Raw genomic sequence first — 26,986 nt, forward strand, 5'->3', positions numbered from 1 at the left:
CGATGCCGGGGCGTTTTGCTGTCTAGCATTAAACTTGCCCCCTCCCAGGCCGACACACTGCTATCACCCAAACCTGTAGGAGCGAGCTTGCTCGCGATGTAGGTGAACGATGACGCGTGCTGCCTGAAGCAACGTGTCGCGATCAAGTTTTTCGCGAGCAAGCTCGCTCCTACAGACATCCCAGGCCGACAAACTGGCAATATCAACATTTTGAAGCTGGCGGAGATAACGGATATGTCCCTACGCACCCTGCTCACCACACTGCTGGTGACCTGCAGTTTTTCGCTCATGGCCGCCACCGAAATCGTGCCACTGAACTACCACACCAGCGCCGACATGTTGCCGGTGGCACAGGATTTCATCGGCAAGGAAGGCCAGGTCAGCGCCTACGGCAATCAGCTGATCGTCAATGCCGATCAGCGCAAGATCGACGAACTTAAGGCCTTGATCGGTCAACTCGACACCGCGCCCAAACGCCTGTTGATCACCGTCGACACCAACGAAAACAACTCCCAAGGGAATCAGGGTTATTCGGTCAACGGCGCCAAACCGGGCCAGACCCGCATCATCAGCCACAGCACCGACAGCCGGGACGGTGGCATCCAGCAGGTCCAGGCCACCGACGGCATGCCAGCGCTGATCCAGGTGGGCCAAAGCGTACCGCTGACGAGCAGCCAGACCGACTCCTACGGCGACCTGCGCAGCCAGACCGAATACCGCAACGTCACCCAGGGCTTCTACGTCACCGCCAACGTCACCGGCGAGATCGTTCACCTGTCGATGAGCACAAACCGTGACCGAATGAGCCAGGAACGTCCCGATGTAGTGAACGTGCAAAGCACCGACACAACCGTCACCGGCCGCCTGGGCGAGTGGATCCTGCTGGCCGGGGTCAACGGTCAGACCCAGGCCGACAAACAGGGCGGAAGCCGCAGCTACTCGACCCAGAGCCGCAACGACATGACCTTGCGGGTGAAAGTCGATACTTTGGACTAAAGCCCCGAAAACTGACTGAGGAGTCGTATTAGACCAAAGATGTAGTGCCTGAAAAAAAGCACTACAAAACGTTTGACGAGCCTAAAAAGCAAAGGCATGATGGCCTCGCTCCCGCTAATCAGGGGCCCTGGCAAGGGCCTTCGAGGCGATGTTCGCATCTACCCCGCGAACCGCTTCGTGTCTGTACCGCCCACAAGGTGTGTTTGACGAGGTTGCCGACTGGAACGAAGTTGTCCCGAGGGACGGAAGCGTATTTAGGTAAACCCGGCATCACACTGAAGTTCGCACCAAGGCCCACGACGCCCGAATGCGCCCGCCAGTTCGCCCTTACCTGCTCACTTCCCCTCGAGCCCATCGTTCATCCCGTCGCCATCCCCGCCGAACCCGACTTGACCACCTAAGCTTCTGGTCAGCGAGCGCAGGAATTTTCCACCGCAGAACAACTTTTCATAAAGACGCGACGAGGTTTATCTCCCATGGCACTGACACGCGAACAGCAAATTGCAGCCCTCGAAAAAGACTGGGCTGAGAACCCGCGCTGGAAAGGCGTGACACGCACTTACTCCGCTGCTGACGTCGTCCGCCTGCGTGGCTCGGTTCAACCTGAGCACACCTTTGCAAAAATGGGCGCCGAGAAGCTGTGGAACCTGGTTACCCAGGGTGCCAAGCCAGCCTTCCGTCCTGAGAAAGATTTCGTCAACTGCATGGGCGCCCTGACCGGCGGCCAGGCTGTACAACAAGTCAAAGCCGGTATCCAGGCAATCTACCTGTCGGGCTGGCAAGTGGCTGCGGACAACAACTCCGCCGAATCGATGTACCCGGACCAGTCGCTGTACCCGGTTGACTCGGTACCGACCGTGGTCAAGCGCATCAACAACTCGTTCCGTCGCGCCGACCAGATCCAGTGGAAAGCCGGCAAGAACCCGGGCGACGACGGCTACATCGACTACTTCGCGCCAATCGTGGCTGACGCCGAAGCCGGTTTCGGCGGCGTACTGAACGCCTACGAGCTGATGAAGAGCATGATCGAAGCAGGCGCGGCCGGCGTTCACTTCGAAGACCAACTGGCTTCCGTGAAGAAATGCGGCCACATGGGCGGCAAGGTACTGGTTCCTACCCAGGAAGCCGTACAGAAGCTGACCGCTGCCCGTCTGGCAGCCGACGTTGCCGGTACCCCGACCATCATCCTGGCTCGTACCGACGCCAACGCCGCTGACCTGCTGACCTCCGACTGCGACCCGTACGACCAGCCATTCGTGACTGGCGAACGTACCCAGGAAGGTTTCTACAAGGTGCGCGCCGGCCTGGATCAAGCCATCGCCCGCGGCCTGGCCTACGCTCCGTACGCCGACCTGATCTGGTGCGAAACTGCCAAGCCGGACCTGGACGAGGCTCGTCGCTTCGCTGAAGCGATCAAGAAGGAATACCCGGACCAACTGCTGTCGTACAACTGCTCGCCTTCCTTCAACTGGAAGAAAAACCTGGACGACGCGACCATCGCCAAGTTCCAGCGCGAACTGTCCGCCATGGGCTACAAGCACCAGTTCATCACCCTGGCCGGCATTCACAACATGTGGCACAGCATGTTCAACCTGGCGCACGACTACGCCCGCAACGACATGACTGCCTACGTGAAGCTGCAAGAGCAAGAGTTCGCTGATGCTGCCAAGGGTTACACCTTCGTGGCTCACCAGCAGGAAGTGGGCACCGGCTACTTCGACGACATGACCACCGTGATCCAGGGTGGCTCGTCTTCGGTAACCGCGCTGACCGGTTCGACCGAAGAAGAACAGTTCCACTGATCTGCTTCACTTGAGACATCAGCCGCCGCGGGCCTTATAGAAAGCTAACCGCAGCGCTGCACACCTGACGCCCCGACTGGTTCGGGGCGTTTTTTTGCCCGCAATTCCCCCATACACCACAAAACCCTGTAGGAGCTGCGGACGAGTGAAACGAGGCTGCGATCTTTTGATTTTTTAGAAGCAACATCAAAGATCGCAGCCTCGTTTCACTCGTCAGCTCCTACAGTAATGCCGAAATAAGACAACTTCCCCACCCTAAACCCACTAAACAGTTTAAAAACCAGCACAAACAATATTGATTATCATTTAGCGAAAACTATGTTCGTTACATTCCTTACAAAACATAATTCCCGAAATGCCGGCTAATGCCCGCAACGCAAGGGCTACGGCGCTTTTGCCGCGCGCTATGTCCTTATTCCTATAAATAATTTCGCTATAGGAATTTTACTTGCTGGGTGTTTAGCCATAAAATCAGCGGGATTGATTGCTGCGACATATCGTCACTGCTTTGTTACTTTTTCAAGCTCAGAGACCTTTGCTCTCTGTTAAGGATTACCAGCATGCCCGAAGCGACAGGACTCATGGCCCACAACTGGGGCTTTGCCATTTTCCTTCTAGGCGTCGGCGGCCTCTGCGCCTTCATGCTCGGTGTCTCCAGCCTACTCGGGTCAAAAGCCTGGGGCCGCAGCAAAAACGAACCGTTCGAGTCCGGCATGCTACCTACAGGTGGCGCCCGCTTGCGGCTCTCAGCCAAATTCTATCTGGTCGCGATGCTGTTCGTGATCTTCGATATCGAAGCCCTCTTTCTCTTTGCATGGTCTGTGTCCGTCCGCGAAAGCGGCTGGACCGGATTCGTCGAAGCTCTCGTTTTCATAGCAATTCTGTTGGCAGGTCTTGTCTACCTATTCCGAGTGGGCGCCCTTGACTGGGCTCCGGAAGCTCGGCGCAAGCGGCAAGCGAAGCTGAAACAATGAGGCTTTGGCAATGCAATACAATCTCACCAGGATCGACCCCGATGCTCCTAACGAGCAGTATCCGATTGGCCAGCGGGAAACCGTTTCCGATCCGTTAGAAGATCAAGTCCACAAAAACATCTTCATGGGCAAGCTCGAAGACGTGCTTAACGGCACGATCAACTGGGGGCGCAAGAACTCCCTGTGGCCGTACAACTTCGGTCTTTCGTGCTGCTACGTGGAAATGACCACCGCCTTCACGGCGCCCCACGACATCGCGCGCTTTGGCGCCGAGGTTATCCGGGCATCGCCGCGCCAGGCGGATTTCATGGTTATCGCCGGTACCTGCTTCATCAAGATGGCGCCGATCATCCAGCGTCTCTACGAGCAAATGCTCGAACCTAAATGGGTCATCTCCATGGGTTCGTGCGCCAACTCCGGTGGCATGTACGACATCTACTCCGTCGTTCAAGGGGTGGACAAGTTCCTGCCCGTGGACGTCTACGTGCCTGGCTGCCCGCCCCGTCCTGAAGCTTTCCTGCAAGGTTTGATGCTGTTGCAGGAGTCGATTGGACAGGAGCGTCGTCCGCTTTCCTGGGTCGTTGGTGATCAAGGCGTCTACCGCGCCGAGATGCCTTCGGAGAAGGAAAAGCGCCGCGAACAGCGAATCGCAGTCACCAACCTGCGCAGCCCCGACGAAGTCTGATCCAGATCTGCTTCTTTAATAGAACGAGACACTGGCTTCATTCTTTACGTTGACCGAAAGCGATAAAATAACCATGACTACAGGCAGTGCTCTGTACATCCCGCCTTACAAGGCAGACGACCAGGATGTGGTCGTCGAACTGAACAACCGTTTTGGCCCGGAGGCGTTCACCGCCCAGCCTACCCGCACCGGCATGCCGGTGCTTTGGGTTGCCCGTGCCAAACTCGTCGAAGTCCTGACCTTCCTGCGCAACCTGCCCAAGCCGTACGTCATGCTCTATGACCTGCACGGCGTGGACGAGCGTCTGCGTACCAAGCGTCAAGGGCTGCCGAACGGCGTCGACTTCTCCGTGTTCTACCACTTGATGTCGATCGAGCGTAATAGTGACGTAATGATCAAGGTCGCCTTGTCCGAGAGCGACCTCAGCCTGCCGACCGTCACCAGCATCTGGCCGAACGCCAACTGGTACGAGCGCGAAGTCTGGGACATGTACGGCATCGACTTCAAAGGTCATCCGCACCTGTCGCGCATCATGATGCCGCCGACCTGGGAAGGTCACCCGCTGCGCAAGGACTTCCCGGCCCGTGCCACCGAGTTCGACCCGTTCACCCTGAACCTGGCCAAGCAGCAGCTCGAGGAAGAGTCCGCGCGCTTCAAGCCGGAAGACTGGGGCATGAAACGTTCCGGCCCGAACGAGGACTACATGTTCCTCAACCTCGGCCCGAACCACCCTTCGGCGCACGGTGCATTCCGCATCATCCTGCAGCTGGACGGTGAAGAGATCGTCGACTGCGTTCCGGACATCGGTTACCACCACCGTGGTGCCGAGAAGATGGCCGAGCGTCAGTCCTGGCACAGCTTCATTCCGTACACCGACCGTATCGACTACCTCGGCGGCGTGATGAACAACCTGCCGTACGTGCTCTCGGTCGAGAAGCTGGCCGGCATCAAGGTGCCCGAGAAAGTCGACGTCATCCGCATCATGATGGCCGAGTTCTTCCGGATCACCAGCCACCTGCTGTTCCTGGGTACCTACATCCAGGACGTCGGCGCCATGACCCCGGTGTTCTTCACCTTCACCGACCGCCAGAAAGCGTACACCGTGATCGAAGCCATCACCGGTTTCCGCCTGCACCCGGCCTGGTACCGCATCGGTGGCGTCGCCCACGACCTGCCGCGCGGCTGGGAAAAACTGGTCAAGGATTTCGTCGAGTGGATGCCCAAGCGCCTGGACGAATACCAGAAAGCCGCACTGGACAACAGCATCCTGCGCGGCCGGACCATCGGCGTCGCCGACTACAACACCAAGCAAGCCCTGGAATGGGGCGTCACCGGTGCCGGCCTGCGTGCCACCGGTTGCGACTTCGACCTGCGTAAGGCGCGTCCGTACTCGGGCTACGAGAACTTCGAGTTCGAAGTGCCGCTGGCCGCCAATGGCGATGCCTACGACCGTTGCATCGTGCGCGTCGAAGAGATGCGCCAGAGCATCCGGATCATCGACCAGTGCATGCGTAACATGCCGGAAGGCCCGTACAAGGCGGATCACCCGCTGACCACGCCGCCACCGAAAGAGCGCACGCTGCAGCACATCGAAACCTTGATCACGCACTTCCTGCAGGTTTCGTGGGGCCCGGTCATGCCGGCCAACGAATCCTTCCAGATGATCGAAGCGACCAAGGGCATCAACAGTTATTACCTGACGAGCGATGGCGGCACCATGAGCTACCGCACCCGGATTCGTACCCCAAGCTTCCCGCACCTGCAGCAGATCCCTTCGGTGATCAAAGGCAGCATGGTCGCGGACTTGATCGCGTACCTGGGTAGTATCGATTTCGTTATGGCCGACGTGGACCGCTAAGCATGAACAGCACGCTTATCCAGACAGACCGTTTCACCTTGAGTGAAACCGAGCGCTCGGCCATCGAGCACGAGCTGCATCACTACGAAGACCCGCGCGCGGCGTCGATCGAAGCCTTGAAGATCGTCCAGAAGGAACGTGGCTGGGTGCCGGACGGCGCCCTGTACGCCATCGGCGAGATCCTCGGCATCCCGGCCAGCGACGTAGAAGGCGTGGCGACGTTCTATAGCCAGATCTTCCGTCAGCCGGTTGGCCGCCACATCATTCGCGTCTGCGACAGCATGGTCTGCTACATCGGCGGCCACGAGTCGGTGGTCAGCGAAATCCAGAGCAAACTCGGCATCGGCCTGGGTCAGACCACCACCGATGGTCGTTTCACCCTGCTGCCGGTCTGCTGCCTCGGCAACTGCGACAAGGCGCCGGCGTTGATGATCGACGACGACACTTTCGGGGATGTGCAGCCAGCAGGCGTTGCCAAATTGCTCGAGGGCTACGTATGACCCTGACTTCCTTCGGTCCAGCCAACCGCATCAAGCGTTCGGCCGAGACTCACCCGCTCACCTGGCGTCTGCGTGACGACGGCGAAGCCGTCTGGCTCGACGAGTACCAGGCCAAGAACGGTTACGCCGCTGCGCGCAAGGCCTTCGCCGACATGGCCCAGGACGACATCGTCCAGACCGTGAAAGACGCAGGCCTCAAGGGCCGCGGCGGTGCAGGCTTCCCCACGGGCGTGAAGTGGGGCCTGATGCCCAAGGACGAATCCATCAACATCCGCTACCTGCTGTGCAACGCGGATGAAATGGAGCCGAACACCTGGAAAGACCGCATGCTGATGGAGCAACTGCCCCATCTGCTGATCGAAGGCATGCTGATCAGTGCCCGCGCGCTGAAAACCTACCGTGGCTACATCTTCCTGCGTGGCGAGTACACCACCGCCGCCAAGCACCTCAACCGTGCCGTGGAAGAAGCCAAGGCTGCAGGCCTGTTGGGCAAGAACATCCTGGGTTCGGGTTTTGATTTCGAGCTGTTCGTCCACACCGGTGCCGGGCGTTACATCTGCGGTGAAGAAACCGCACTGATCAACTCCCTCGAAGGCCGTCGCGCCAACCCGCGCTCCAAGCCGCCCTTCCCTGCCGCCGTTGGCGTGTGGGGCAAGCCGACCTGCGTGAACAACGTCGAGACCCTGTGCAACGTGCCGGCGATCATTGCCGACGGCGTGGACTGGTACAAATCCCTGGCCCGCGAAGGCAGCGAAGACATGGGCACCAAGCTCATGGGCTTCTCCGGCAAGGTCAAGAACCCGGGCCTGTGGGAACTGCCATTCGGCGTCACCGGTCGCGAGTTGTTCGAAGACTACGCCGGCGGCATGCGCGACGGCTTCAAGCTCAAGGCCTGGCAGCCAGGCGGCGCCGGTACCGGCTTCCTGTTGCCGGAACACCTGGACGCACAAATGTACGCCGGCGGCATCGCCAAGGTGGGCACCCGTATGGGTACCGGCCTGGCCATGGCGGTGGACGACAGCGTCAACATGGTATCCCTGCTGCGCAACATGGAGCAGTTCTTCGCCCGCGAATCCTGTGGTTTCTGCACCCCGTGCCGCGATGGCCTGCCATGGAGCGTCAAGCTCCTGATGGCCATCGAGAACGGTGAAGGCCAGCCAGGCGACATCGAGACCCTGCTGGGTCTGGTCGGCTTCCTCGGCCCAGGCAAGACCTTCTGTGCTCACGCACCGGGCGCCGTGGAGCCATTGGGCAGCGCAATCAAATACTTCCGCCATGAGTTCGAAGCCGGTATCGCGCCTGTCAGCGCCGCCGTCCCGCCTCTGGCAAGGCCGATCGTAGTCGGCGCGTAAACGCTTAAAAAAGGCGAAGGGTCCGTGCCCTTCGCTTTTCGTGCGATGACGCCTTTACCGGCTGTGTTGATTCGCGCGGATAACAAGATTCCATTAGCCACGCCCGCTGACACCGGGCCAACGAAGAACTTTGAACCATGGCCACTATCCACGTAGACGGCAAAGCGCTCGAAGTCGATGGGGCAGACAACCTGTTACAGGCATGTCTGTCTCTGGGCCTCGATATTCCGTATTTCTGCTGGCACCCTGCCCTTGGCAGCGTTGGCGCTTGCCGCCAGTGCGCGGTCAAGCAGTACACCGACGAGAACGACACCCGTGGTCGTATCGTCATGTCCTGCATGACCCCTGCCACCGACAACACCTGGATCTCCATCGAAGATGAAGAATCCAAGGCCTTCCGCGCCAGTGTTGTCGAATGGCTGATGACCAACCACCCTCACGACTGCCCGGTCTGTGAAGAAGGCGGTCACTGCCACCTGCAAGACATGACGGTAATGACCGGCCACAACGAGCGCCGTTACCGCTTCACCAAGCGTACCCACCAGAACCAGCAACTGGGCCCGTTCATTTCCCACGAGATGAACCGCTGCATCGCCTGCTACCGCTGCGTGCGCTTCTATAAGGACTACGCCGGCGGCACCGACCTCGGTGTATTCGGCGCCCACGACAACGTGTACTTCGGTCGCGTTGAAGACGGCACCCTGGAAAGCGAGTTCTCCGGCAACCTCACCGAGGTCTGCCCGACCGGTGTGTTCACCGACAAGACTCACTCCGAGCGCTACAACCGTAAGTGGGACATGCAGTTCTCGCCGAGCATCTGCCATGGCTGCTCCAGCGGTTGCAACATCTCCCCGGGCGAGCGTTACGGCGAACTGCGTCGTATCGAAAACCGTTTCAACGGTTCGGTAAACCAGTACTTCCTGTGCGACCGTGGCCGTTTCGGCTATGGCTACGTCAACCGCGAAGACCGTCCGCGTCAGCCGCTGCTGGCCAATGGTGCCAAGCTGAGCCTGGACGAAGCACTGGATAAAGCCGCCGACCTGCTGCGCGGTCGCAACATCGTCGGTATCGGTTCGCCACGCGCCAGCCTCGAAAGCAACTACGCGTTGCGCGAACTGGTCGGTGCCGAGCACTTCTACTCGGGTATCGAAGCTGCCGAGCTGGACCGCATCCGTCTGGTCCTGCAAGTGCTCAAAGACAGCCCGTTGCCAGTACCGAACATGCGCGACATCGAAGACCACGACGCCATCTTCGTCCTCGGCGAAGACCTGACCCAGACCGCTGCGCGCATGGCCCTGTCCCTGCGTCAATCGGTCAAGGGCAAGGCCGAAGACATGGCCGACGCCATGCGCGTCCAGCCTTGGCTCGACGCCGCGGTGAAGAACATCGGCCAGCACGCGCTGAACCCGCTGTTCATCGCCAGCCTGGCTGAAACCAAGCTCGACGACATCGCTGAAGAGTGCGTACACGCCGCTCCAGACGACCTGGCCCGCATCGGTTTCGCCGTGGCTCACGCCCTCGACGCCAGCGCGCCTGCCGTTGAAGGCCTGGACGCTGAAGCCCTCGAACTGGCCAAGCGCATTGCCGACGCCCTGCTCGCCGCCAAGCGCCCACTGATCATCGCCGGTACTTCCCTGGGCTCCAAAGCCCTGATCGAAGCCGCCGCGAACATCGCCAAAGCCCTGAAGCTGCGCGAGAAGAACGGTTCCATCAGCCTGATCGTGCCAGAAGCCAACAGCCTCGGCCTGGCCATGCTCGGTGGCGAGTCGGTCGACGCTGCGCTGCAAGCAGTCATCGACGGTAAAGCCGACGCCATCGTCGTGCTGGAAAACGATCTGTACACCCGTACCGACAAGGCCAAGGTCGATGCTGCCCTGAGCGCGACCAAAGTGCTGATCGTCGCCGACCACCAGAAGACCGCCACCAGCGATCGCGCGCAACTGGTCCTGCCAGCCGCCAGCTTCGCTGAAGGCGACGGTACCCTGGTCAGCCAGGAAGGCCGCGCCCAGCGTTTCTTCCAGGTTTTCGATCCGAAGTACATGGATGCGAGCATCCTGGTCCACGAAGGCTGGCGCTGGCTGCATGCCCTGCGCGCGACCCTGCTGAACCAGCCGATCGACTGGACCCAACTGGACCACGTCACCGCTGCCGTCGCTTCCAGCACCTCGATCCTGAACCGCATCGTCGATGCCGCACCGTCCGCCGCGTTCCGCATCAAGGGCATGAAACTGGCCCGTGAACCGCTGCGCTACTCCGGTCGTACCGCCATGCGCGCCGACATCAGCGTGCACGAACCGCGTACCCCGCAGGACAAGGACACCGCGTTCGCCTTCTCCATGGAAGGTTACTCGGGTTCCGCCGAACCGCGTCAGCAAGTGCCCTTCGCCTGGTCTCCGGGCTGGAACTCGCCGCAGGCCTGGAACAAGTTCCAGGACGAAGTCGGTGGTCACATCCGTGCTGGCGACCCGGGCACCCGCCTGATCGAAAGCACCGGCGACTCGTTGAACTGGTTCGCCAGTGTTCCGCGCGCGTTCAACCCGGCACCGGGTACCTGGCAGGTCGTGCCGTTCTTCCACCTGTTCGGCAGCGAAGAGAACTCTTCGAAAGCCGCGCCGGTCCAGGAACGCATCCCGGCTGCCTATGTTGCCCTGGCCAAGTCCGAAGCCGATCGCCTGGGTGTCAACGACGGTGCCCTGCTCAGCTTGAACGTGGCTGGCCAGACCCTGCGTCTGCCGCTGCGCATCAACGAAGAACTGGGCGCCGGTCTGGTGGCATTGCCTGCGGGCATCGCCGGCATTCCGCCAGCCATCTTTGGCAAATCCGTTGACGGTCTGCAGGAGGCAGCTCAATGACCTGGTTCACTCCTGAGGTGATCGACATCATCCTCGCGGTCCTCAAGGCCGTGGTGATCCTGCTCGCCGTGGTGGTCTGCGGCGCCCTGCTCAGCTGGGTCGAGCGTCGTCTGCTCGCCCTCTGGCAGGACCGTTACGGTCCGAACCGTGTGGGTCCGTTCGGCGCGTTCCAGATCGCCGCCGACATGATCAAGATGTTCTTCAAGGAAGACTGGACGCCTCCGTTCGCCGACAAGATGATCTTCACCCTGGCACCGGTAGTCGCCATGAGCGCCCTGCTGATTGCCTTCGCGATCATCCCGATCACCCCGACCTGGGGCGTGGCGGACCTGAACATCGGCATCCTGTTCTTCTTCGCCATGGCCGGTTTGTCGGTCTACGCGGTGTTGTTCGCCGGTTGGTCGAGCAACAACAAGTTCGCCCTGCTGGGCAGCTTGCGTGCCTCGGCGCAGACCGTGTCGTACGAAGTGTTCATGGGCCTGTCGCTGATGGGCATCGTGATCCAGGTCGGCTCGTTCAACATGCGCGACATCGTCGACTACCAGGCGCAGAACCTGTGGTTCATCATTCCGCAGATCTTCGGTTTCCTGACCTTCTTCATCGCTGGCGTGGCCGTGACTCACCGTCACCCGTTCGACCAGCCGGAAGCGGAACAGGAACTGGCCGACGGTTACCACATTGAATACGCCGGCATGAAATGGGGCATGTTCTTCGTCGGCGAGTACATCGGCATCGTGCTGATCTCGGCGCTGCTGGTGACCTTGTTCTTCGGTGGCTGGCACGGTCCGTTCGGCATCCTGCCGCAGATCCCGTTCATCTGGTTCGCACTGAAAACCGCGTTCTTCATCATGATCTTCATCCTGCTGCGCGCTTCGATTCCGCGCCCACGGTATGACCAAGTGATGGATTTCAGCTGGAAGTTCTGCTTGCCGCTGACCCTCGTCAACATGCTGGTGACCGCTGCGATCGTGTTGCTCAACACGCCCGCCGTCGCGGCTCAGTGAGGATAGAGAATCATGAAGTACATATTTGACATCGTGCATGGCTTCTACACCCAGCTTCGCAGCCTGGTGATGATCTTCGGCCACGCCTTCCGCAAGCGCGACACGCTGCAGTACCCGGAAGAACCGGTCTACCTGCCGCCGCGCTACCGTGGACGTATCGTCCTGACCCGCGACCCCGACGGCGAAGAGCGTTGTGTAGCCTGCAACCTGTGCGCCGTGGCGTGCCCGGTCGGTTGCATCTCGCTGCAGAAAGCTGAAACCGAAGACGGTCGCTGGTACCCGGACTTCTTCCGCATCAACTTCTCGCGCTGCATTTTCTGTGGCCTCTGCGAGGAAGCCTGCCCGACCACCGCGATCCAGCTCACGCCGGATTTCGAAATGGCCGAGTTCAAACGTCAGGACCTGGTTTACGAGAAAGAAGATCTGCTGATCTCCGGCCCCGGCAAAAACCCTGATTACAACTTCTATCGTGTTGCAGGTATGGCGATTGCCGGTAAGCCAAAAGGCTCCGCGCAGAATGAAGCCGAACCGATCAACGTGAAGAGCTTGCTGCCTTAAGGAAGAAAGATGGAATTCGCTTTCTATTTCGCATCGGGTATCGCTGTGGTGTCCACGCTTCGCGTGATCACCAACACCAACCCTGTGCACGCCCTGCTCTACCTGATCATTTCGCTGATCGCCGTGGCCATGACGTTCTTCGCCCTCGGCGCACCGTTTGCCGGTGTCCTGGAAGTGATCGCCTACGCTGGCGCCATCATGGTGCTGTTCGTGTTCGTGGTGATGATGCTGAACCTGGGGCCCGCCTCGGTTCAGCAGGAGCGCGTCTGGCTCAAGCCCGGCATCTGGCTCGGCCCGGTCGTACTCGGCGCCCTGCTGCTGGTGGAACTGCTGTACGTGCTGTTCGCCCACCAGAGCGGCCAGGCCGTCGGCCACACCACCGTAGACGCCAAGGCCGTGGGCATCAGCCTGTTCGGTCCTTACCTGCTGGTGGTCGAACTCGCCTCGATGCTGCTGCTTGCCGCAGCCGTGACGGCGTTCCATTTGGGCCGTAACGAAGCCAAGGAGCAATGACGATGCCTGCTATCCCCATGGAGCATGGTCTGGCGGTCGCCGGCATCCTGTTCTGCCTCGGCCTGGTCGGCCTGATGGTCCGCCGCAACATTCTCTTCGTGCTGATGAGCCTGGAGGTCATGATGAATGCCTCCGCCCTGGCGTTCATCGTTGCCGGTAGCCGCTGGGCGCAGCCGGATGGACAGATCATGTTCATCCTGGTGATCAGCCTGGCAGCCGCCGAGGCCAGTATTGGCCTGGCGATCCTGCTGCAACTGTATCGCCGCTTCCACACGCTCGATATCGACGCTGCCAGTGAGATGCGCGGATGAATCTTCTCTATCTGACTTTCGTATTCCCTCTCATAGGTTTCCTGCTGCTGTCGTTCTCCCGTGGACGCATCTCGGAAAACCTCGCCGCGCTGATCGGCGTCGGCTCCATCGGTCTGTCGGCGATCGTCACCGCCTACGTGATCTGGCAATTCAACGTCGCCCCGCCGGAAGGCGGCCACTACACCCAGGTGTTGTGGCAATGGATGGCGGTGGAAGGCTTCACGCCGAACTTCGCGCTGTACCTGGACGGCCTGTCGGTCACCATGCTCGGCGTGGTCGTCGGCGTCGGCTTCCTGATCCACCTGTTCGCGTCCTGGTACATGCGCGGTGAAGCCGGTTACTCGCGCTTCTTCGCCTACACCAACCTGTTCATCGCCAGCATGCTGTTCCTGGTGCTGGGCGATAACCTGTTGTTCCTGTACTTCGGCTGGGAAGGCGTGGGCCTGTGCTCGTACCTGTTGATCGGTTTCTACTACAGCAACCGCAACAACGGTAACGCGGCACTCAAGGCGTTCATCGTCACCCGTATCGGCGACGTGTTCATGGCCATCGGCCTGTTCATCCTGTTTGCCCAACTGGGCACGCTGAATGTCCAGGAACTGCTGGTGCTGGCACCGCAGAAATTCCAGGCCGGCGACTTCTGGATGGTCATGGCCACCCTGATGCTGCTGGGCGGCGCTGTCGGTAAATCCGCGCAACTGCCGCTGCAAACCTGGCTGGCGGACGCGATGGCCGGTCCTACCCCGGTTTCGGCACTGATCCACGCCGCAACCATGGTGACCGCCGGTGTCTACCTGATCGCCCGTACCCACGGCCTGTTCACCCTGGCGCCGGAAATCCTGCATCTTGTAGGTATCGTTGGTGGTGTGACCCTGGTGCTTGCAGGTTTCGCCGCTCTGGTCCAGACCGACATCAAGCGTATCCTCGCCTACTCGACCATGAGCCAGATCGGCTACATGTTCCTGGCCCTGGGCGTGGGTGCCTGGGATGGCGCGATCTTCCACCTGATGACCCACGCCTTCTTCAAGGCCCTGCTGTTCCTTGCCTCCGGTGCGGTGATCGTTGCCTGCCACCACGAGCAGAACATCTTCAAGATGGGCGGCCTGTGGAAGAAACTGCCTCTGGCCTACGCCAGCTTCATCGTCGGCGGCGCAGCCCTGGCGGCCCTGCCACTGGTGACCGCAGGCTTCTACTCCAAGGACGAAATCCTCTGGGAAGCGTTTGCCAGCGGTAACGAAGGCCTGCTGTATGCCGGTCTGGTCGGTGCGTTCATGACTTCGCTGTACACCTTCCGCCTGATCTTCATCGCGTTCCACGGTGAAGCGAAGACCGAAGCCCACGCCGGTCACGGCATTGCCCACTGGCTGCCACTGTCGGTGCTGATCGTATTGTCCACCGCCATCGGCGCGATGATCGTTCCGCCACTGCACGGCGTGCTGCCGCAGAGCGTCGGCCATGCCGGCGGCGAAGCCAAGCACAGCCTGGAAATCGCTTCGGGCGCCATCGCCCTGGCCGGTATCCTGCTGGCAGCCGTGCTGTTCCTCGGCAAGCGTCGCTTCGTCACCGCCATCGCCAACAGCGGCATCGGCCGTTTCCTCTCGGCCTGGTGGTTCGCTGCCTGGGGCTTCGACTGGATCTACGACAAACTGTTCGTCAAGCCATACCTGGCGATCAGCCACATCCTGCGCAAAGACCCGCTCGACCAGACCATCGGTCTGATCCCGCGCATGGCCAAAGGCGGTCACACCGCCCTGAGCCGTACCGAGACCGGTCAACTGCGTTGGTACGCCGCCTCGATGGCTGCTGGTGCCGTGCTGGTCATCGGCGCTGTCGTGCTGGTAGCGGTCTGATATGAACCTTGCGAATTTGCGAAAGGAAACGAACCCGTCATGATTCTGCCTTGGCTAATCCTGATTCCCTTCATCGGCGGCCTGCTGTGCTGGATGGGTGAGCGCTTCGGCGCCACCCTCCCCCGCTGGATTGCGCTGATCACCATGTCCCTGTTGCTCGCTCTCGGCCTCTGGCTGTGGGCCAACGGTGATTATTCATTTGCCCCGGCGCCTGGCGCCGACCCGACCTGGGCGCTTGAGTTCAAGCACGTCTGGATCGAACGCTTCGGCATCAACGTGCACCTGGCCCTCGACGGCCTGTCGCTGTTGATGATCATGCTGACAGGTCTGCTGGGTGTGCTCTCGGTACTCTGCTCGTGGAAAGAGATCCAGCGTCACGTGGGCTTCTTCCACCTGAACCTGATGTGGATCCTGGGCGGTGTCGTCGGCGTGTTCCTCGCCCTCGACCTGTTCATGTTCTTCTTCTTCTGGGAAATGATGCTGGTGCCGATGTACTTCCTCATCGCGCTCTGGGGTCACAGTTCTTCGGATGGCAAGAAAACCCGGATCTACGCGGCGACCAAGTTCTTCATCTTCACCCAGGCTTCCGGCCTGATCATGCTGGTGGCGATCCTCGGTCTGGTACTGGTCAACTTCAACGACACCGGCGTGATTACCTTCAACTACGCCGACCTGTTGAAGACCAAGATGTCGATGACCACCGAGTACATCCTGATGCTCGGCTTCTTCATCGCCTTCGCGGTCAAGCTGCCAGTCGTGCCGTTCCACTCCTGGTTGCCTGACGCTCACGCCCAGGCGCCGACCGCAGGTTCCGTCGACCTCGCCGGTATCTTGCTGAAAACCGCGGCCTACGGTCTGCTGCGTTTCGCCCTGCCGCTGTTCCCGAATGCCTCGGCCGAGTTCGCGCCGTTTGCAATGGCCCTGGGCCTGATCGGGATCTTCTACGGTGCGTTCCTGGCGTTCGCGCAAACCGACATCAAGCGTCTGATCGCCTTCTCGTCCGTTTCCCACATGGGCTTCGTACTGATCGGCATCTACTCCGGCAGCCAACTGGCGCTGCAGGGCGCGGTGATGCAGATGCTGGCGCACGGCCTGTCGGCGGCGGCACTCTTTATCCTCAGCGGCCAGCTGTACGAGCGCACCCACACCCGCGACATGCGTGAAATGGGTGGCCTGTGGTCGAAGATCGCCTACCTGCCGGCCCTCAGCCTGTTCTTTGCAGCAGCGTCCCTGGGCCTGCCGGGTACCGGTAACTTCGTCGGTGAGTTCCTGATCCTGATCGGTACTTTCCCGATCGCTCCATGGGTGACCATCATCGCCACCACCGGCCTGGTGTTCGGTTCGGTCTACTCGCTGATCATGATCCACCGTGCCTACTTCGGCCCGGCCAAATCGGACGCGGTACTGCATGGCATGGACGGTCGCGAAATGATCATGGTGGTCGGCCTGGCAGCACTGCTGATCTACATCGGCGTGTACCCGCAACCGTTCCTCGATACCTCTGCCGCGACGATGCATGGCGTGCAGCAGTGGCTCGGCACCGCCTTCACTCAACTCGCTTCGGCCCGGTAAGAGCGCTATGGAATTCACGACTCAACACTTTATCGCGCTAGCGCCGTTGTTGATCACCAGCGCCACGATCATCGTGGTGATGCTGGCGATTGCCTGGCGCCGCAACCACTCCCAGACCTTCCTGCTGTCGGTGGCAGGTCTGAACCTGGCTCTGCTGTCGATCCTGCCAGCCCTGAAAGTCGCGCCTCTGGCGGTGACTCCACTGCTGCAGATCGACACCTTCGCCTGCCTGTACATGGCGCTGATCCTGGTCGCCACCCTCGCCTGTGTCACCCTCGCCCACGCCTACCTCGGCGATGGCGGTTCGGGTTACCCGGGCAACCGTGAAGAACTTTACCTGCTGATCCTGATGGCCGCCGCCGGTGGCCTGGTACTGGTCAGCGCGCAGCACCTGGCCGGCTTGTTCGTCGGCCTGGAACTGCTCTCGGTACCGGTCTACGGTCTGGTGGCCTATGCCTTCTTCAACAAGCGCTCGCTGGAAGCCGGCATCAAGTACATGGTGCTGTCGGCTGCCGGTTCCGCGTTCCTGTTGTTCGGCATGGCCCTGCTTTACGCTGACGCCGGTTCCCTGAGCTTCAACGGCATCGGTCAGGCCCTGGCGGCCACCGGTCTGCCAAGTTCTCTGGCTCAACTGGGCCTGGGCATGATGCTGATCGGCCTGGCGTTCAAGTTGTCGCTGGTACCGTTCCACCTCTGGACCCCGGACGTTTACGAAGGTGCTCCGGCACCGGTGGCAGCGTTCCTGGCCACCGCGTCGAAAGTCGCTGTGTTCGCGGTGATGGTGCGTCTGTTCCAGATCTCGCCAGCAGCGAGCAGCGGTGTGCTGAGCGACGTACTGACCATCATCGCCATCGCGTCGATCCTGTTCGGTAACCTGCTGGCACTGACCCAGAGCAACCTCAAGCGTCTGCTGGGTTACTCGTCCATCGCGCACTTCGGCTACCTGCTGATCGCCCTGGTGGCGAGCAAGGGCCTCGCCGTGGAAGCCATCGGCGTGTACCTGGTCACCTACGTGATCACCAGCCTCGGCGCGTTCGGCGTGATCACCCTGATGTCCTCGCCGTACAACGGCCGCGACGCCGATGCCCTGTACGAGTACCGCGGCCTGTTCTGGCGCCGTCCGTACCTGACCGCCGTACTGACCGTGATGATGCTGTCCCTGGCCGGTATCCCGCTGACCGCGGGCTTCATCGGCAAGTTCTACATCATCGCCACCGGTGTCCAGTCGCAACAATGGTGGCTGGTCGGCTCACTGGTACTGGGCAGCGCCATCGGCGTGTTCTACTACCTGCGCGTCATGGTCACCCTGTACCTGATCGAACCAAACCTGCGTCGCCACGATGCCCAGCTGCACTGGGAACAACGCGCAGGCGGCGTGATGCTGCTGGCCATCGCGGTACTGGCGTTCTTCCTCGGCCTGTATCCACAGCCGTTGTTGAGCCTGGTACAGCAATCGGGGCTGGCGGGTTGATCGCTTAAGCTTTATGCGGTAGAAAACAGAAACGGCACCTTCGGGTGCCGTTTTTGCGTTTGGCGTATCAAGATCAAAAGATCGCAGCCTGCGGCAGCTCCTACAGGTGGATCGCATTTCAAGGTAGGAGCTGCCGCAGGCTGCGATCTTTTGATCTTTATTGCCCTCTTTTTTTTCAGGAAGTTACCTGCAGGGCGGTACGCAGTAGCTGACATTCAACAGGAGGCATTTGCCGTTAAATTTGAAGACCAGCTATCCAGAAAGAAAACCCGGTAACCGACGTTTAGGAACTGATGACATGCTTGATGACTTCGAAGGTACTCAAATCTGAGACTTCCGTCCTGCTGTCAAATGTTTGTTCGGCTGATGAAGTTTGGTGACTGGGATGGCCTCATCGCGAGCAAGCTCGCTCCCACAGGGGATCTTCTGTGGACACACTAATCGCGAACACCGCCGATCAATTGTAGGAGCAAGCTTGCTCGCGATGGCGTCGGAACAGGCACAAACGCAAACGGCACCTTACGGTGCCGTTAACGTTTCACAGCTCAGATATTACTTACGCGCCGCCTCCCACGATTTCAGCAGCTCGGCATAGCTCACGGTCTCACCCTGAGGCTTCTCGTTCGCCAGTTTCGGTTTCGGTGCACCCGGCTGATCGAACCAGTACTGCGCATCGCGCTCCGGGTTCATTTTCGGCGCGCAGGTGGCTTGGGCCTTCGAGCGTTCCAGACGGGACATGATCGCGTCCTGATCCTTGGCCAGGCCGTCCAGGGCTTCTTGCGGGGTTTTCTCGCCGCTCGCCGCTTCGGCGATGTGGCTCCACCACAGCTGCGCGAGACGCGGATAGTCCGGCACGTTGGTGCCGGTCGGGGTCCATTGCACGCGGGCCGGGCTGCGGTAGAACTCCACCAGGCCGCCGAGCTTCGGTGCCAGGTCGGTCATGGCTTGCGAGTTGATGTCCGACTCGCGGATCGGGGTCAGGCCGACGATGGTTTTCTTCAGCGAAACGGTTTTCGAGGTCACGAACTGCGCGTACAGCCAGGCCGCGAGTTTCTGTTTCTCAGGCGTGGATTTCATGAACGTCCAGGAACCCACGTCCTGATAGCCCAGCTTCATACCCTCTTCCCAATACGGCCCGCGCGGCGATGGTGCCATGCGCCATTTCGGCGTGCCGTCGGCGTTCATCACCGCCAGGCCCGGCTTGGTCATGTCGGCGGTGAAGGCGGTGTACCAGAAGATCTGCTGGGCGATGTTGCCTTGGGACGGCACGGGGCCTGATTCGGAGAAGGTCATGCCCGCCGCTTCCGGTGGCGCGTACTTCTTCAGCCAGTCGACGTATTTGGTGGTGGCGAACACCGCCGCCGGGCCGTTGGTGTCACCGCCGCGGGTCACGCTGGAGCCGACCGGGTGGCAATCCTCGACGCGGATGCCCCACTCGTCCACCGGCAAGCCGTTGGGGATGCCCTTGTCACCGCCACCGGCCATGGAGAACCAGGCATCGGTGAAGCGCCAGCCCAGGGACGGATCTTTCTTGCCGTAGTCCATGTGCCCGTAGACACGCTTGCCATCGATTTCCTTGACGTCTTCGCTGAAGAACTTAGCGATGTCTTCATAGGCCGACCAGTTCACCGGAACGCCTAGCTCGTAGCCGTACTTTTCCTTGAACTTGGCCTTGAGGTCCGCGCGCTCGAACCAGTCGGCGCGGAACCAGTACAGGTTGGCGAACTGCTGGTCAGGCAATTGATAGATCTTGCCGTCCGGCGCGGTGGTGAAGGAGATACCGATGAAATCCTTGATATCGAGGGTCGGCGAGGTGAAGTTCTTGCCCTCGTTGGCCATCAGGTCGGTGATCGATTCGGTCTTGCCATAACGGAAGTGCGTGCCGATCAGGTCCGAGTCGTTGACCCAGCCGTCATAGATGTTCTTGTCCGATTGCATCTGGGTCTGCAGCTTTTCCACCACGTCGCCTTCCTGCAGCAGGTCGTGGGTCAGCTTGATCCCGGTGATTTCGGTGAAGGCCTTGGCCAGCACCTTGGACTCGTATTCGTGGGTGGCGATGGTTTCCGATACTACCTTGATGTTCATCCCGCGAAACGGCTCCGCCGCCTTGATGAACCACTTCAGCTCTTCGAGTTGCTGATCGGCCGTCAGGGTGGACGGTTTGAATTCACTGCCGATCCATTTCTTCGCGGCGTCTTCATAGGCATCGGCCCAGGCAGACGCGCTCAAACCGCTGAGTGCCAGCATGGCTGCCAATGAAATGCTATGTCGCAGCTTATTGTTTTTGTCGAACATAGAGACCTCCTGTTTAAGTTTCGGAGCAACATTGCCGAGCGATTCGACTAGCCCCACCGCATCACAGCCAACAGCCACACCAGGGACATCGCGAAGGCGACCCAGATGCTCCAGTCGGTCACGCCGATTACCAGCAGATGCAGGTAGGCGCTGCCGAGAAGACCGATGAACAACCGATCGCCACGGGTGGTGGCAATCGGCAAAAAGCCTCGCCGAAGGATGCTCGGCGAACGCAACTCCCAGGTGGTCATGCCCACCAGGATCAAGGCAATGACAGTGAAGAACACCGCCGTCGGGACGGTCCAACTCATCCATTCCATCATCAGCTCCTCATACCCGGCCCAGGGCAAAGCCCTTGGCCACGTGGTTGCGCACAAACCAGATCACCAGCATGCCTGGCAGGATGGTCAACACCCCCGCCGCCGCCAGCACGCCCCAGTCGATGCCGGACGCCGAGACCGTGCGGGTCATCACCGCCGCGATGGGCTTGGCGTTCACCGAGGTCAGGGTTCGCGCCAGCAGCAGCTCGACCCAGGAAAACATGAAGCAGAAAAACGCCGTGACGCCGATGCCGGAGCCGATCAGCGGGATGAAAATCTTCACGAAGAACTTGGGAAAACTGTAGCCGTCGATGTAGGCGGTTTCGTCGATTTCCTTGGGCACGCCCGACATGAAGCCTTCGAGAATCCACACCGCCAGTGGCACGTTGAACAGGCAGTGCGCCAGGGCTACCGCGATGTGGGTGTCGAACAGGCCGATCGATGAATACAGCTGGAAGAACGGCAACAGGAACACCGCCGGCGGCGCCATGCGGTTGGTCAGCAGCCAGAAGAACAGGTGCTTGTCGCCGAGGAAGCGGTAGCGCGAGAACGCATAGGCCGCCGGCAACGCCACGCTCAGGGAGATGATGGTGTTCAGGCTCACGTAGTACGCCGAGTTGATGTAACCGGTGTACCAGCTCGGATCGGTGAAGATCACCTTGTAGTTGGCCAGGGTGAAATCCTGTGGGAAAAGTGTCAGGCCGCCGAGGATTTCGCTGTTGCTCTTGAAGGACATGTTCAGCAGCCAGTAGATCGGCACCAGCAGGAACAGGATGTAGATCAGCAGTGGAACAAGCTTTCTCATGCTCATGATGGCCTCAGCGGTTGGCGTCAGAGTGAGTCATGGCGGTATAGAACAGCCAGGACACCAACAGGATGATCAGGAAGTACACCAGCGAGAACGCGGCGGCCGGCCCCAGGTCGAACTGCCCGATCGCCATCTGCGTCAGGGTCTGGCTGAGGAAGGTGGTGGCATTGCCCGGCCCGCCCCCGGTCAGTACGAACGGCTCGGTGTAGATCATGAAACTGTCCATGAAGCGCAGCATCACGGCGATCAACAGCACGCTCTTGAGCTTGGGCAGCTGGATATGGCGGAACACCGCCCAGGCGGAAGCCCGGTCAATCCGCGCCGCCTGGTAATAAACATCCGGAATCGCCCGCAAGCCGGAGAAACACAACAGCGCCACCAGTGAGGTCCAGTGCCAGACGTCCATCACCAGCACGGTGACCCAGGCGTCCATGGTGTTCGCCGCATAGTTGTAGTTGATGCCCATGGCCTTGAGGCTCGCCCCCAGCAGGCCGATGTCGGCTCGGCCGAAGATCTGCCAGATGGTGCCGACCACGTTCCACGGGATCAGCAAGGGGATCGCCAGGATGATCAGCACCACCGACGACCAGCGCCCCTTGGTCGGCATGGTCAGGGCAATCGCGATGCCCAGGGGAATTTCGATCAGCAGCACGCACGCCGAGTAGATGAACTGGCGCAGCAGTGAATCGTGCAGGCGGGGATCGAGCAGCACTTGTTTGTACCAGTCGGCACCGACGAAGTAGCGGCTGGACTGATCGAAAATGTCCTGCACCGAGTAGTTGACCACGGTCATCATCGGGATCACCGCACTGAACGCCACCAGCAGGAACACCGGCAGCACCAGCCACCAGGCCTTGTTGTTCTGCACCTTGTTCATGGCTGCACCTCTTGGCTGGCATTGGCTTCGAGCAGGAAATCATCGGCATAGACCATCAGCCACTGCGCCGGAAAACTGATGTACGCCGTGCCTTCGGGCACCGGTTTGTCTTCGGCCAGGCGCACTTTCAGCGGCGCGCCGTCGAGGTTGAGAGTCATGATCTTGTAGGTGCCGAGGTCTTCGACGTGTACGACTTGTGCCCTCAGCGCGTCATCAAAGGGCTCGTCCCAGACATGGATGAACTCCGGGCGAATGCCGACTTTCAGGGTTTTCCACGTGGATTCGGCGATGCGTTTCTGCATGGCCTCGGACAAGGGCAGATGGGTCGAAGCAAACCCGACGCCACCCGGTTGCGGCCGGACTTCGATCAGGTTCATCCCCGGACTGCCAATGAAATAACCGACAAAGGTGTGGCTCGGCCGTTCGAACAATTCCCGCGGCGTGCCGAACTGCACAATCTGCCCGCCGTACATCACCGCGATCTTGTCGGCGAAGGTCGAGGCCTCCAGCTGATCGTGGGTGACGTAGACCATGGTGATGTTGAACTGCTCGTGGATCTGCTTGAGCTTGCGCCGCAGCTTCCACTTCAGGTGCGGGTCGATCACCGTCAGCGGCTCGTCGAAGAGGATCGCCGAGACGTCATCGCGCACCAGTCCACGGCCCATGGAGACTTTCTGTTTTTCGTCGGCGGTGAGGTTGCTGGCTTTTTTGCTCAGCAGGTTCTGCAGGTCGAGGACCTCGGCAATTTCCTGCACCTTGGTGTGAATCTTCGCCTCGGCCATGCCCTGGTTACGCAACGGAAAGGCCAGGTTGTCGAACACCGTCATGGTGTCGTAGACCACCGGAAACTGGAAAACCTGGGCGATGTTGCGTTTTTCCGGGGTCAGGTTGTTGACCGCCTTGCCATCGAACAGCACATGGCCCTGGGACGGGCTGAGCAAGCCGGAAATGATGTTGAGCAAGGTCGACTTGCCGCAGCCCGACGGGCCGAGCAACGCATAGGCGCCGCCCTGCTCCCAGATGTGATCCATCTGGCGGATCGCGTAGTCCTCGGGACCGCTCGGCGTGCTGGTGTAGCTGTGGGCGAGGTTCTGCAAACGGATTTCGGCCATCAGGCAACCCTCGCGACGCGCCGGCCGGGCGCCTGGACCAGCCGCCCCTGCGCATCGAACACGAACAGTTTATGGGTCGGGATGTAGATGCGGATCGGCGCATCGACGTCGTATTCGTGAACGCCGGGCAAGTGCAGCACCAGCAGGAAATGCTCGTTGCGCACGTGCAGGAAGGTTTCCGAGCCACTGATTTCCGCGACTTCGACGGTCACCGCCAGTTCCAGGTCGTCGTCGTTGCTCGGTACCAGCGAGATATGGCTGGGGCGCACGCCAAAACGGAACTCGCCCTCGCCCACCGGGCGCAAATCGACGTTGAGCGGGAAGTGCACGAAATTGGCGAAGCTCACTTCGTTGCCGGCAATGCGCCCCGGCATCAGGTTGATCGGCGGCTCGGAGAACAACTCCGCCGCCAGTACGGTCTGCGGCTGGTGGTAGACCTCGGAGGACTGGCCGCTCTGGATCACCCGACCTTCATGCAGAATCGTGGTGGTGCCGCCCAAGGCCAAAGCTTCGTTGGGCTCGGTGGTGGCATAGATGGCGATGGTGTGGCGCGCCTTGAACAGCTCGCGCATTTCCTGGCGCAGCTCTTCGCGCAATTTGTAGTCGAGGTTGACCAGCGGCTCATCGAACAGGATCAGTTCGGCATCCTTGACCAGCGCCCGGGCCATGGCCGTGCGTTGCTGCTGGCCACCGGACAGTTCCAGTGGATAACGCTGCAGGAATTTCTCGATGCGCAGCATCTTCGCGGTTTCCAGCACCTTGCTCTTGATCTGCTCATTGGAGACACCGGCCTGGCGCAACGGCGAGGCGATGTTCTCGAAGACGGTCATGGTCGGGTAATTGATGAACTGCTGATACACCATCGACACGTTGCGCAGGCGCACCGGGCGCTGGGTGACATCGACGCCATTCATCAGGATGCGCCCGGTGTCAGGCTTGTCCAGCCCGGCCATCAGGCGCATGAGACTGGTCTTGCCGGACAGCGTGCGCCCGAGCAGAACGTTGAAGGATCCGGGTTCGAAACGCAGGCACGCATCGTCGATCCAGGTCTGGCCCTCGACGGTGCGACTGACATGCTCCAGGGTTAATGACATGGCTCGGCCTTTTTTATTTTTGGAGTCAAGCGACCTGGGTGACAGAGCGACTTTCGTGCCAGAAATTTCAAGCCATTGAGCGGATTGGAGTTTTTATAAAACCGCGAAGAACCGGCGTTCGTAGCTGAACAGAAATGAACAACCTGAAGTGAACAATTGAACAGTTCACCGATTGACAATGAACAATAGTGAACAACAATCTACACACTGTTCACGACCCCCGTAGGAGCTGCCGCAGGCTGCGATCTTTGATCTTGAAAAACAAAATCAAAGATCGCAGCCTGCAACCTTCCACGAAATCGCATGCACCATAAAAACAATAAAAATGCTGATTCAGAGGCTGACTGTCATGGCCGTACCTGCCACCGCGCTATCCCACGACGCCATCATCCAGGACTCCTGGTCCCGCTGCCGCGCGTTCGGGCTCGATCACCAGAGCACCCCGGCGTTCGACCAGCTGCCGGCTGAAGGCATCGCGCAGTTGCTGGAGAGCCAGCATTCGTTGGTGCAGACCACCCATCAGGAAGTGCTGCCGTATTACGAAAACATCCTCAGCAACTCCAACTGCCTGATCATGCTCGCCGACAATCAGGGCCAGGTGCTGACGTCCTGGGGCACCCAACGGTTTATCCAGCCGAGCCTGACCCGTGGCTTCAGCGCGGGCGCCAGTTGGATGGAGCGCTGCAGCGGGACCAATGCGATCGGTACCGCCCTGGCCTGCGAGCAGGCGGTGCACATCGAGCACGATGAGCACTTCCTCAAGGCCAACCGCTTCATGACCGGTTCCGCCGCGCCGATTTTCGATGCCGAGCGCAAGGTCATCGCCGTGCTGGATGTATCCAGCGACAGCTACCTGCCGCCCTCCCATACCCTGGGCATGGTCAAGATGATGAGCCAGACCGTGGAAAACCGGCTGATCCTCAACCTGTTCCACGGCCAGCATTTTCAACTGACTTTCAACACCGGCCTGAACAACCTCGACAGCCAGTGGGCCGGCTTGCTGATTTTCGATGAGAGCGGCCAGGTGCTGTCCGCCAACCGCCGCGCCGACAACCTGCTTGGCGTGCGCCTGTCGCGGGTCAGCATCGAAAGCCTGTTCAAGGTCTCGCTGCTGGAGCTGCTGAATCAACCCGAAGGCCTGCCCTTCTCGCTCCAGGCCTCCGGACGCAATCGTTTCCAATGCTTGCTCAAACGTCCGAAACAGGTGCCGATCCAGGCCAGAGTGTTCGTGGAACCTGCCGTACAAGCACCGGCGGCGATCAGCCTCAATACTTTGCATTTTGGCGACAGCCGTGTAGAAAAAGCCGTGCGCCAGGCCGAGCGCTTGCTGGAAAAAGACATTCCGTTGTTGATTCATGGCGAAACCGGGGTCGGCAAGGAAGTGTTCGTCAAAGCCCTGCACCAAGCCAGCTCGCGCAGCAAACAGGCGTTCATCGCCGTGAACTGCGCCGCGATCCCCGCCGAACTGGTGGAATCAGAACTGTTCGGCTACGAAAAAGGCGCGTTCACCGGCGCCAACCAGAAAGGCAGTATCGGCCTGATCCGCAAGGCCGACAAAGGCACGCTGTTCCTCGATGAAATCGGCGACATGCCGCTGCCGACCCAGGCCCGATTACTGCGGGTACTACAGGAGCGGTGCGTGCAGCCCGTGGGCAGCAGTGAGTTGTTCCCGGTGGACATCCGCATCATTTCCGCGACCAACCGTTCTTTGCGTGAGCAGGTGCAACTGGGGCGTTTTCGCGAGGATTTGTACTACCGAATCGGCGGCCTGACCCTGGAACTGCCGCCGTTGAGAGAGCGCAGTGACAAGGAGGCGCTGTTCAAACGCTTGTGGGAACAGCACCGCGAACCGAGCCAGTGGGCCGGGCTGAGTCGCGAGGTGCTGGAACTATTCAGCCGTCACCCGTGGCCGGGGAATTTAAGGCAGGTCAGCAGCGTGATGCAGGTGGCGCTGGCCATGGCCGAGGAACAACCGGTGCGGCCGGAGCATTTGCCGGATGATTTCTTTGTCGATCTAGAGATGGAGCCGGTGGAGACGGCGGAGCCATTGGCGGTGGATCTTGATGATGCCGAGGCGTTGAATCGGCAGTTGCAGGCGGTCGGGGGGAATATTTCGCATTTGGCCCGGCGGTTGGGGGTTAGTCGCAATACCCTTTACAAGCGGTTGCGCCAGGCTGAGTGA

Annotated in this window: 22 protein-coding genes; 16 read left to right on the plus strand and 6 right to left on the minus strand. The window is 60.3% G+C overall.

The genetic code is table 11. The features are described 5' to 3' along the window. Positions 1 to 234 precede the first annotated feature (234 nt). From DKB71_RS22275 to nuoN, 15 genes are all read left to right on the plus strand, one after another. Complete coding sequence (locus DKB71_RS22275; protein WP_408597472.1) at positions 235 to 996, plus strand: secretin N-terminal domain-containing protein; 762 nt, start codon at positions 235 to 237, stop codon at positions 994 to 996. Positions 997 to 1,472: 476 nt separating this feature from the next. Then, a complete protein-coding gene (gene aceA, locus DKB71_RS22280) occupies positions 1,473 to 2,798 on the plus strand; it encodes an isocitrate lyase (protein WP_046817165.1) in 1,326 nt (441 codons plus the stop codon). Positions 2,799 to 3,358: 560 nt separating this feature from the next. Next, the gene (locus DKB71_RS22285) at positions 3,359 to 3,772 is read left to right on the plus strand and encodes an NADH-quinone oxidoreductase subunit A (protein WP_007905050.1); all 414 of its coding nucleotides are present in this window, start codon (positions 3,359 to 3,361) and stop codon (positions 3,770 to 3,772) included. A 10-nt stretch (positions 3,773 to 3,782) separates the two neighbouring features. Beyond that, positions 3,783 to 4,457, plus strand: a complete 675-nt coding sequence (locus tag DKB71_RS22290; RefSeq protein WP_046037844.1) for an NADH-quinone oxidoreductase subunit B family protein — start codon at positions 3,783 to 3,785, stop codon at positions 4,455 to 4,457. A gap of 73 nt (positions 4,458 to 4,530) precedes the next feature. Beyond that, a complete protein-coding gene (nuoC, locus tag DKB71_RS22295) occupies positions 4,531 to 6,315 on the plus strand; it encodes an NADH-quinone oxidoreductase subunit C/D (RefSeq protein WP_274074757.1) in 1,785 nt (594 codons plus the stop codon). Between the two features lie 2 nt (positions 6,316 to 6,317). Further along, positions 6,318 to 6,815, plus strand: coding sequence for an NADH-quinone oxidoreductase subunit NuoE (nuoE, locus tag DKB71_RS22300; protein WP_008053447.1), 498 nt, complete (start codon positions 6,318 to 6,320; stop codon positions 6,813 to 6,815). Next, positions 6,812 to 8,167: an NADH-quinone oxidoreductase subunit NuoF gene (gene nuoF, locus DKB71_RS22305; RefSeq protein ID WP_034146908.1), complete on the plus strand. Its 1,356-nt coding sequence runs from the start codon at positions 6,812 to 6,814 to the stop codon at positions 8,165 to 8,167. Before nuoE ends, nuoF begins: the two co-directional genes overlap by 4 nt. A gap of 137 nt (positions 8,168 to 8,304) precedes the next feature. Further along, positions 8,305 to 11,019 carry an NADH-quinone oxidoreductase subunit NuoG gene (nuoG, locus tag DKB71_RS22310; protein WP_323608399.1) on the plus strand — a complete coding sequence of 905 codons (2,715 nt, stop codon included), beginning with the start codon at positions 8,305 to 8,307 and terminating at the stop codon, positions 11,017 to 11,019. Beyond that, entirely contained in the window at positions 11,016 to 12,023 is a 1,008-nt protein-coding gene (nuoH, locus tag DKB71_RS22315; protein ID WP_274074755.1) for an NADH-quinone oxidoreductase subunit NuoH, read from the plus strand. The genes nuoG and nuoH overlap by 4 nt, the downstream gene beginning before the upstream one ends. A gap of 12 nt (positions 12,024 to 12,035) precedes the next feature. Next, positions 12,036 to 12,581, plus strand: coding sequence for an NADH-quinone oxidoreductase subunit NuoI (nuoI, locus tag DKB71_RS22320; RefSeq protein WP_007970449.1), 546 nt, complete (start codon positions 12,036 to 12,038; stop codon positions 12,579 to 12,581). Between the two features lie 9 nt (positions 12,582 to 12,590). Next, positions 12,591 to 13,094 (plus strand): NADH-quinone oxidoreductase subunit J, encoded by a 504-nt coding sequence (nuoJ, locus tag DKB71_RS22325; RefSeq protein ID WP_274074754.1) that lies wholly within the window; start codon positions 12,591 to 12,593, stop codon positions 13,092 to 13,094. Positions 13,095 to 13,096: 2 nt separating this feature from the next. Beyond that, positions 13,097 to 13,405, plus strand: a complete 309-nt coding sequence (gene nuoK, locus DKB71_RS22330) for an NADH-quinone oxidoreductase subunit NuoK (RefSeq protein ID WP_007946416.1) — start codon at positions 13,097 to 13,099, stop codon at positions 13,403 to 13,405. After that, positions 13,402 to 15,255: an NADH-quinone oxidoreductase subunit L gene (gene nuoL / locus DKB71_RS22335; RefSeq protein ID WP_408597477.1), complete on the plus strand. Its 1,854-nt coding sequence runs from the start codon at positions 13,402 to 13,404 to the stop codon at positions 15,253 to 15,255. The genes nuoK and nuoL overlap by 4 nt, the downstream gene beginning before the upstream one ends. A gap of 39 nt (positions 15,256 to 15,294) precedes the next feature. Continuing rightward, the gene (gene nuoM, locus DKB71_RS22340) at positions 15,295 to 16,827 is read left to right on the plus strand and encodes an NADH-quinone oxidoreductase subunit M (protein WP_274074752.1); all 1,533 of its coding nucleotides are present in this window, start codon (positions 15,295 to 15,297) and stop codon (positions 16,825 to 16,827) included. Between the two features lie 7 nt (positions 16,828 to 16,834). Then, entirely contained in the window at positions 16,835 to 18,298 is a 1,464-nt protein-coding gene (nuoN, locus tag DKB71_RS22345) for an NADH-quinone oxidoreductase subunit NuoN (RefSeq protein WP_274074751.1), read from the plus strand. A 552-nt stretch (positions 18,299 to 18,850) separates the two neighbouring features. Here nuoN and DKB71_RS22350 read toward each other — a convergent pair. From DKB71_RS22350 to DKB71_RS22375, 6 genes are read right to left on the minus strand one after another with little or no spacing between them, the layout of a single operon-like run. After that, entirely contained in the window at positions 18,851 to 20,593 is a 1,743-nt protein-coding gene (locus tag DKB71_RS22350) for an ABC transporter substrate-binding protein (protein ID WP_274074750.1), read from the minus strand. A gap of 47 nt (positions 20,594 to 20,640) precedes the next feature. Beyond that, a complete protein-coding gene (locus DKB71_RS22355) occupies positions 20,641 to 20,913 on the minus strand; it encodes a DUF2160 domain-containing protein (protein ID WP_408597480.1) in 273 nt (90 codons plus the stop codon). 10 nt (positions 20,914 to 20,923) lie between these two features. Beyond that, on the minus strand, positions 20,924 to 21,724 hold the full coding sequence (locus DKB71_RS22360; protein WP_274074748.1) for a carbohydrate ABC transporter permease: 801 nt from the start codon (positions 21,722 to 21,724) through the stop codon (positions 20,924 to 20,926). A 7-nt stretch (positions 21,725 to 21,731) separates the two neighbouring features. Next, entirely contained in the window at positions 21,732 to 22,598 is an 867-nt protein-coding gene (locus tag DKB71_RS22365; RefSeq protein ID WP_020801179.1) for a carbohydrate ABC transporter permease, read from the minus strand. Further along, positions 22,595 to 23,710: an ABC transporter ATP-binding protein gene (locus tag DKB71_RS22370; RefSeq protein WP_408597483.1), complete on the minus strand. Its 1,116-nt coding sequence runs from the start codon at positions 23,708 to 23,710 to the stop codon at positions 22,595 to 22,597. The genes DKB71_RS22365 and DKB71_RS22370 overlap by 4 nt, the downstream gene beginning before the upstream one ends. Further along, entirely contained in the window at positions 23,710 to 24,804 is a 1,095-nt protein-coding gene (locus tag DKB71_RS22375) for an ABC transporter ATP-binding protein (protein ID WP_408597485.1), read from the minus strand. Before DKB71_RS22375 ends, DKB71_RS22370 begins: the two co-directional genes overlap by 1 nt. 349 nt (positions 24,805 to 25,153) lie before the next feature. Between DKB71_RS22375 and DKB71_RS22380 the strand changes: the two genes are divergently transcribed. Next, positions 25,154 to 26,986, plus strand: a complete 1,833-nt coding sequence (locus tag DKB71_RS22380; protein ID WP_408597487.1) for a sigma-54-dependent Fis family transcriptional regulator — start codon at positions 25,154 to 25,156, stop codon at positions 26,984 to 26,986.

It is taken from the genome of Pseudomonas sp. PLMAX (assembly GCF_046042685.1).
Lineage (GTDB): Bacteria > Pseudomonadota > Gammaproteobacteria > Pseudomonadales > Pseudomonadaceae > Aquipseudomonas > Aquipseudomonas putida_AE.

Bases quoted from the DNA above. Each gene is read 5' to 3' on its own strand.
- nuoH (WP_274074755.1), top strand. From the start codon at position 11,016: ATGACCTGGTTCACTCCTGAGGTGATCGACATCATCCTCGCGGTCCTC.
- nuoM (WP_274074752.1), top strand. From the start codon at position 15,295: ATGATTCTGCCTTGGCTAATCCTGATTCCCTTCATCGGCGGCCTGCTG.
- nuoK (WP_007946416.1), top strand. From the start codon at position 13,097: ATGCCTGCTATCCCCATGGAGCATGGTCTGGCGGTCGCCGGCATCCTG.
- DKB71_RS22375 (WP_408597485.1), bottom strand. From the start codon at position 24,804: ATGTCATTAACCCTGGAGCATGTCAGTCGCACCGTCGAGGGCCAGACC.
- nuoG (WP_323608399.1), top strand. From the start codon at position 8,305: ATGGCCACTATCCACGTAGACGGCAAAGCGCTCGAAGTCGATGGGGCA.
- aceA (WP_046817165.1), top strand. From the start codon at position 1,473: ATGGCACTGACACGCGAACAGCAAATTGCAGCCCTCGAAAAAGACTGG.
- DKB71_RS22360 (WP_274074748.1), bottom strand. From the start codon at position 21,724: ATGAGCATGAGAAAGCTTGTTCCACTGCTGATCTACATCCTGTTCCTG.
- nuoN (WP_274074751.1), top strand. From the start codon at position 16,835: ATGGAATTCACGACTCAACACTTTATCGCGCTAGCGCCGTTGTTGATC.
- DKB71_RS22350 (WP_274074750.1), bottom strand. From the start codon at position 20,593: ATGTTCGACAAAAACAATAAGCTGCGACATAGCATTTCATTGGCAGCC.
- DKB71_RS22365 (WP_020801179.1), bottom strand. From the start codon at position 22,598: ATGAACAAGGTGCAGAACAACAAGGCCTGGTGGCTGGTGCTGCCGGTG.
- DKB71_RS22370 (WP_408597483.1), bottom strand. From the start codon at position 23,710: ATGGCCGAAATCCGTTTGCAGAACCTCGCCCACAGCTACACCAGCACG.
- DKB71_RS22275 (WP_408597472.1), top strand. From the start codon at position 235: ATGTCCCTACGCACCCTGCTCACCACACTGCTGGTGACCTGCAGTTTT.
- DKB71_RS22380 (WP_408597487.1), top strand. From the start codon at position 25,154: ATGGCCGTACCTGCCACCGCGCTATCCCACGACGCCATCATCCAGGAC.
- nuoE (WP_008053447.1), top strand. From the start codon at position 6,318: ATGAACAGCACGCTTATCCAGACAGACCGTTTCACCTTGAGTGAAACC.
- DKB71_RS22290 (WP_046037844.1), top strand. From the start codon at position 3,783: ATGCAATACAATCTCACCAGGATCGACCCCGATGCTCCTAACGAGCAG.
- nuoJ (WP_274074754.1), top strand. From the start codon at position 12,591: ATGGAATTCGCTTTCTATTTCGCATCGGGTATCGCTGTGGTGTCCACG.
- DKB71_RS22355 (WP_408597480.1), bottom strand. From the start codon at position 20,913: ATGGAATGGATGAGTTGGACCGTCCCGACGGCGGTGTTCTTCACTGTC.
- nuoI (WP_007970449.1), top strand. From the start codon at position 12,036: ATGAAGTACATATTTGACATCGTGCATGGCTTCTACACCCAGCTTCGC.
- nuoF (WP_034146908.1), top strand. From the start codon at position 6,812: ATGACCCTGACTTCCTTCGGTCCAGCCAACCGCATCAAGCGTTCGGCC.
- DKB71_RS22285 (WP_007905050.1), top strand. From the start codon at position 3,359: ATGCCCGAAGCGACAGGACTCATGGCCCACAACTGGGGCTTTGCCATT.
- nuoC (WP_274074757.1), top strand. From the start codon at position 4,531: ATGACTACAGGCAGTGCTCTGTACATCCCGCCTTACAAGGCAGACGAC.
- nuoL (WP_408597477.1), top strand. From the start codon at position 13,402: ATGAATCTTCTCTATCTGACTTTCGTATTCCCTCTCATAGGTTTCCTG.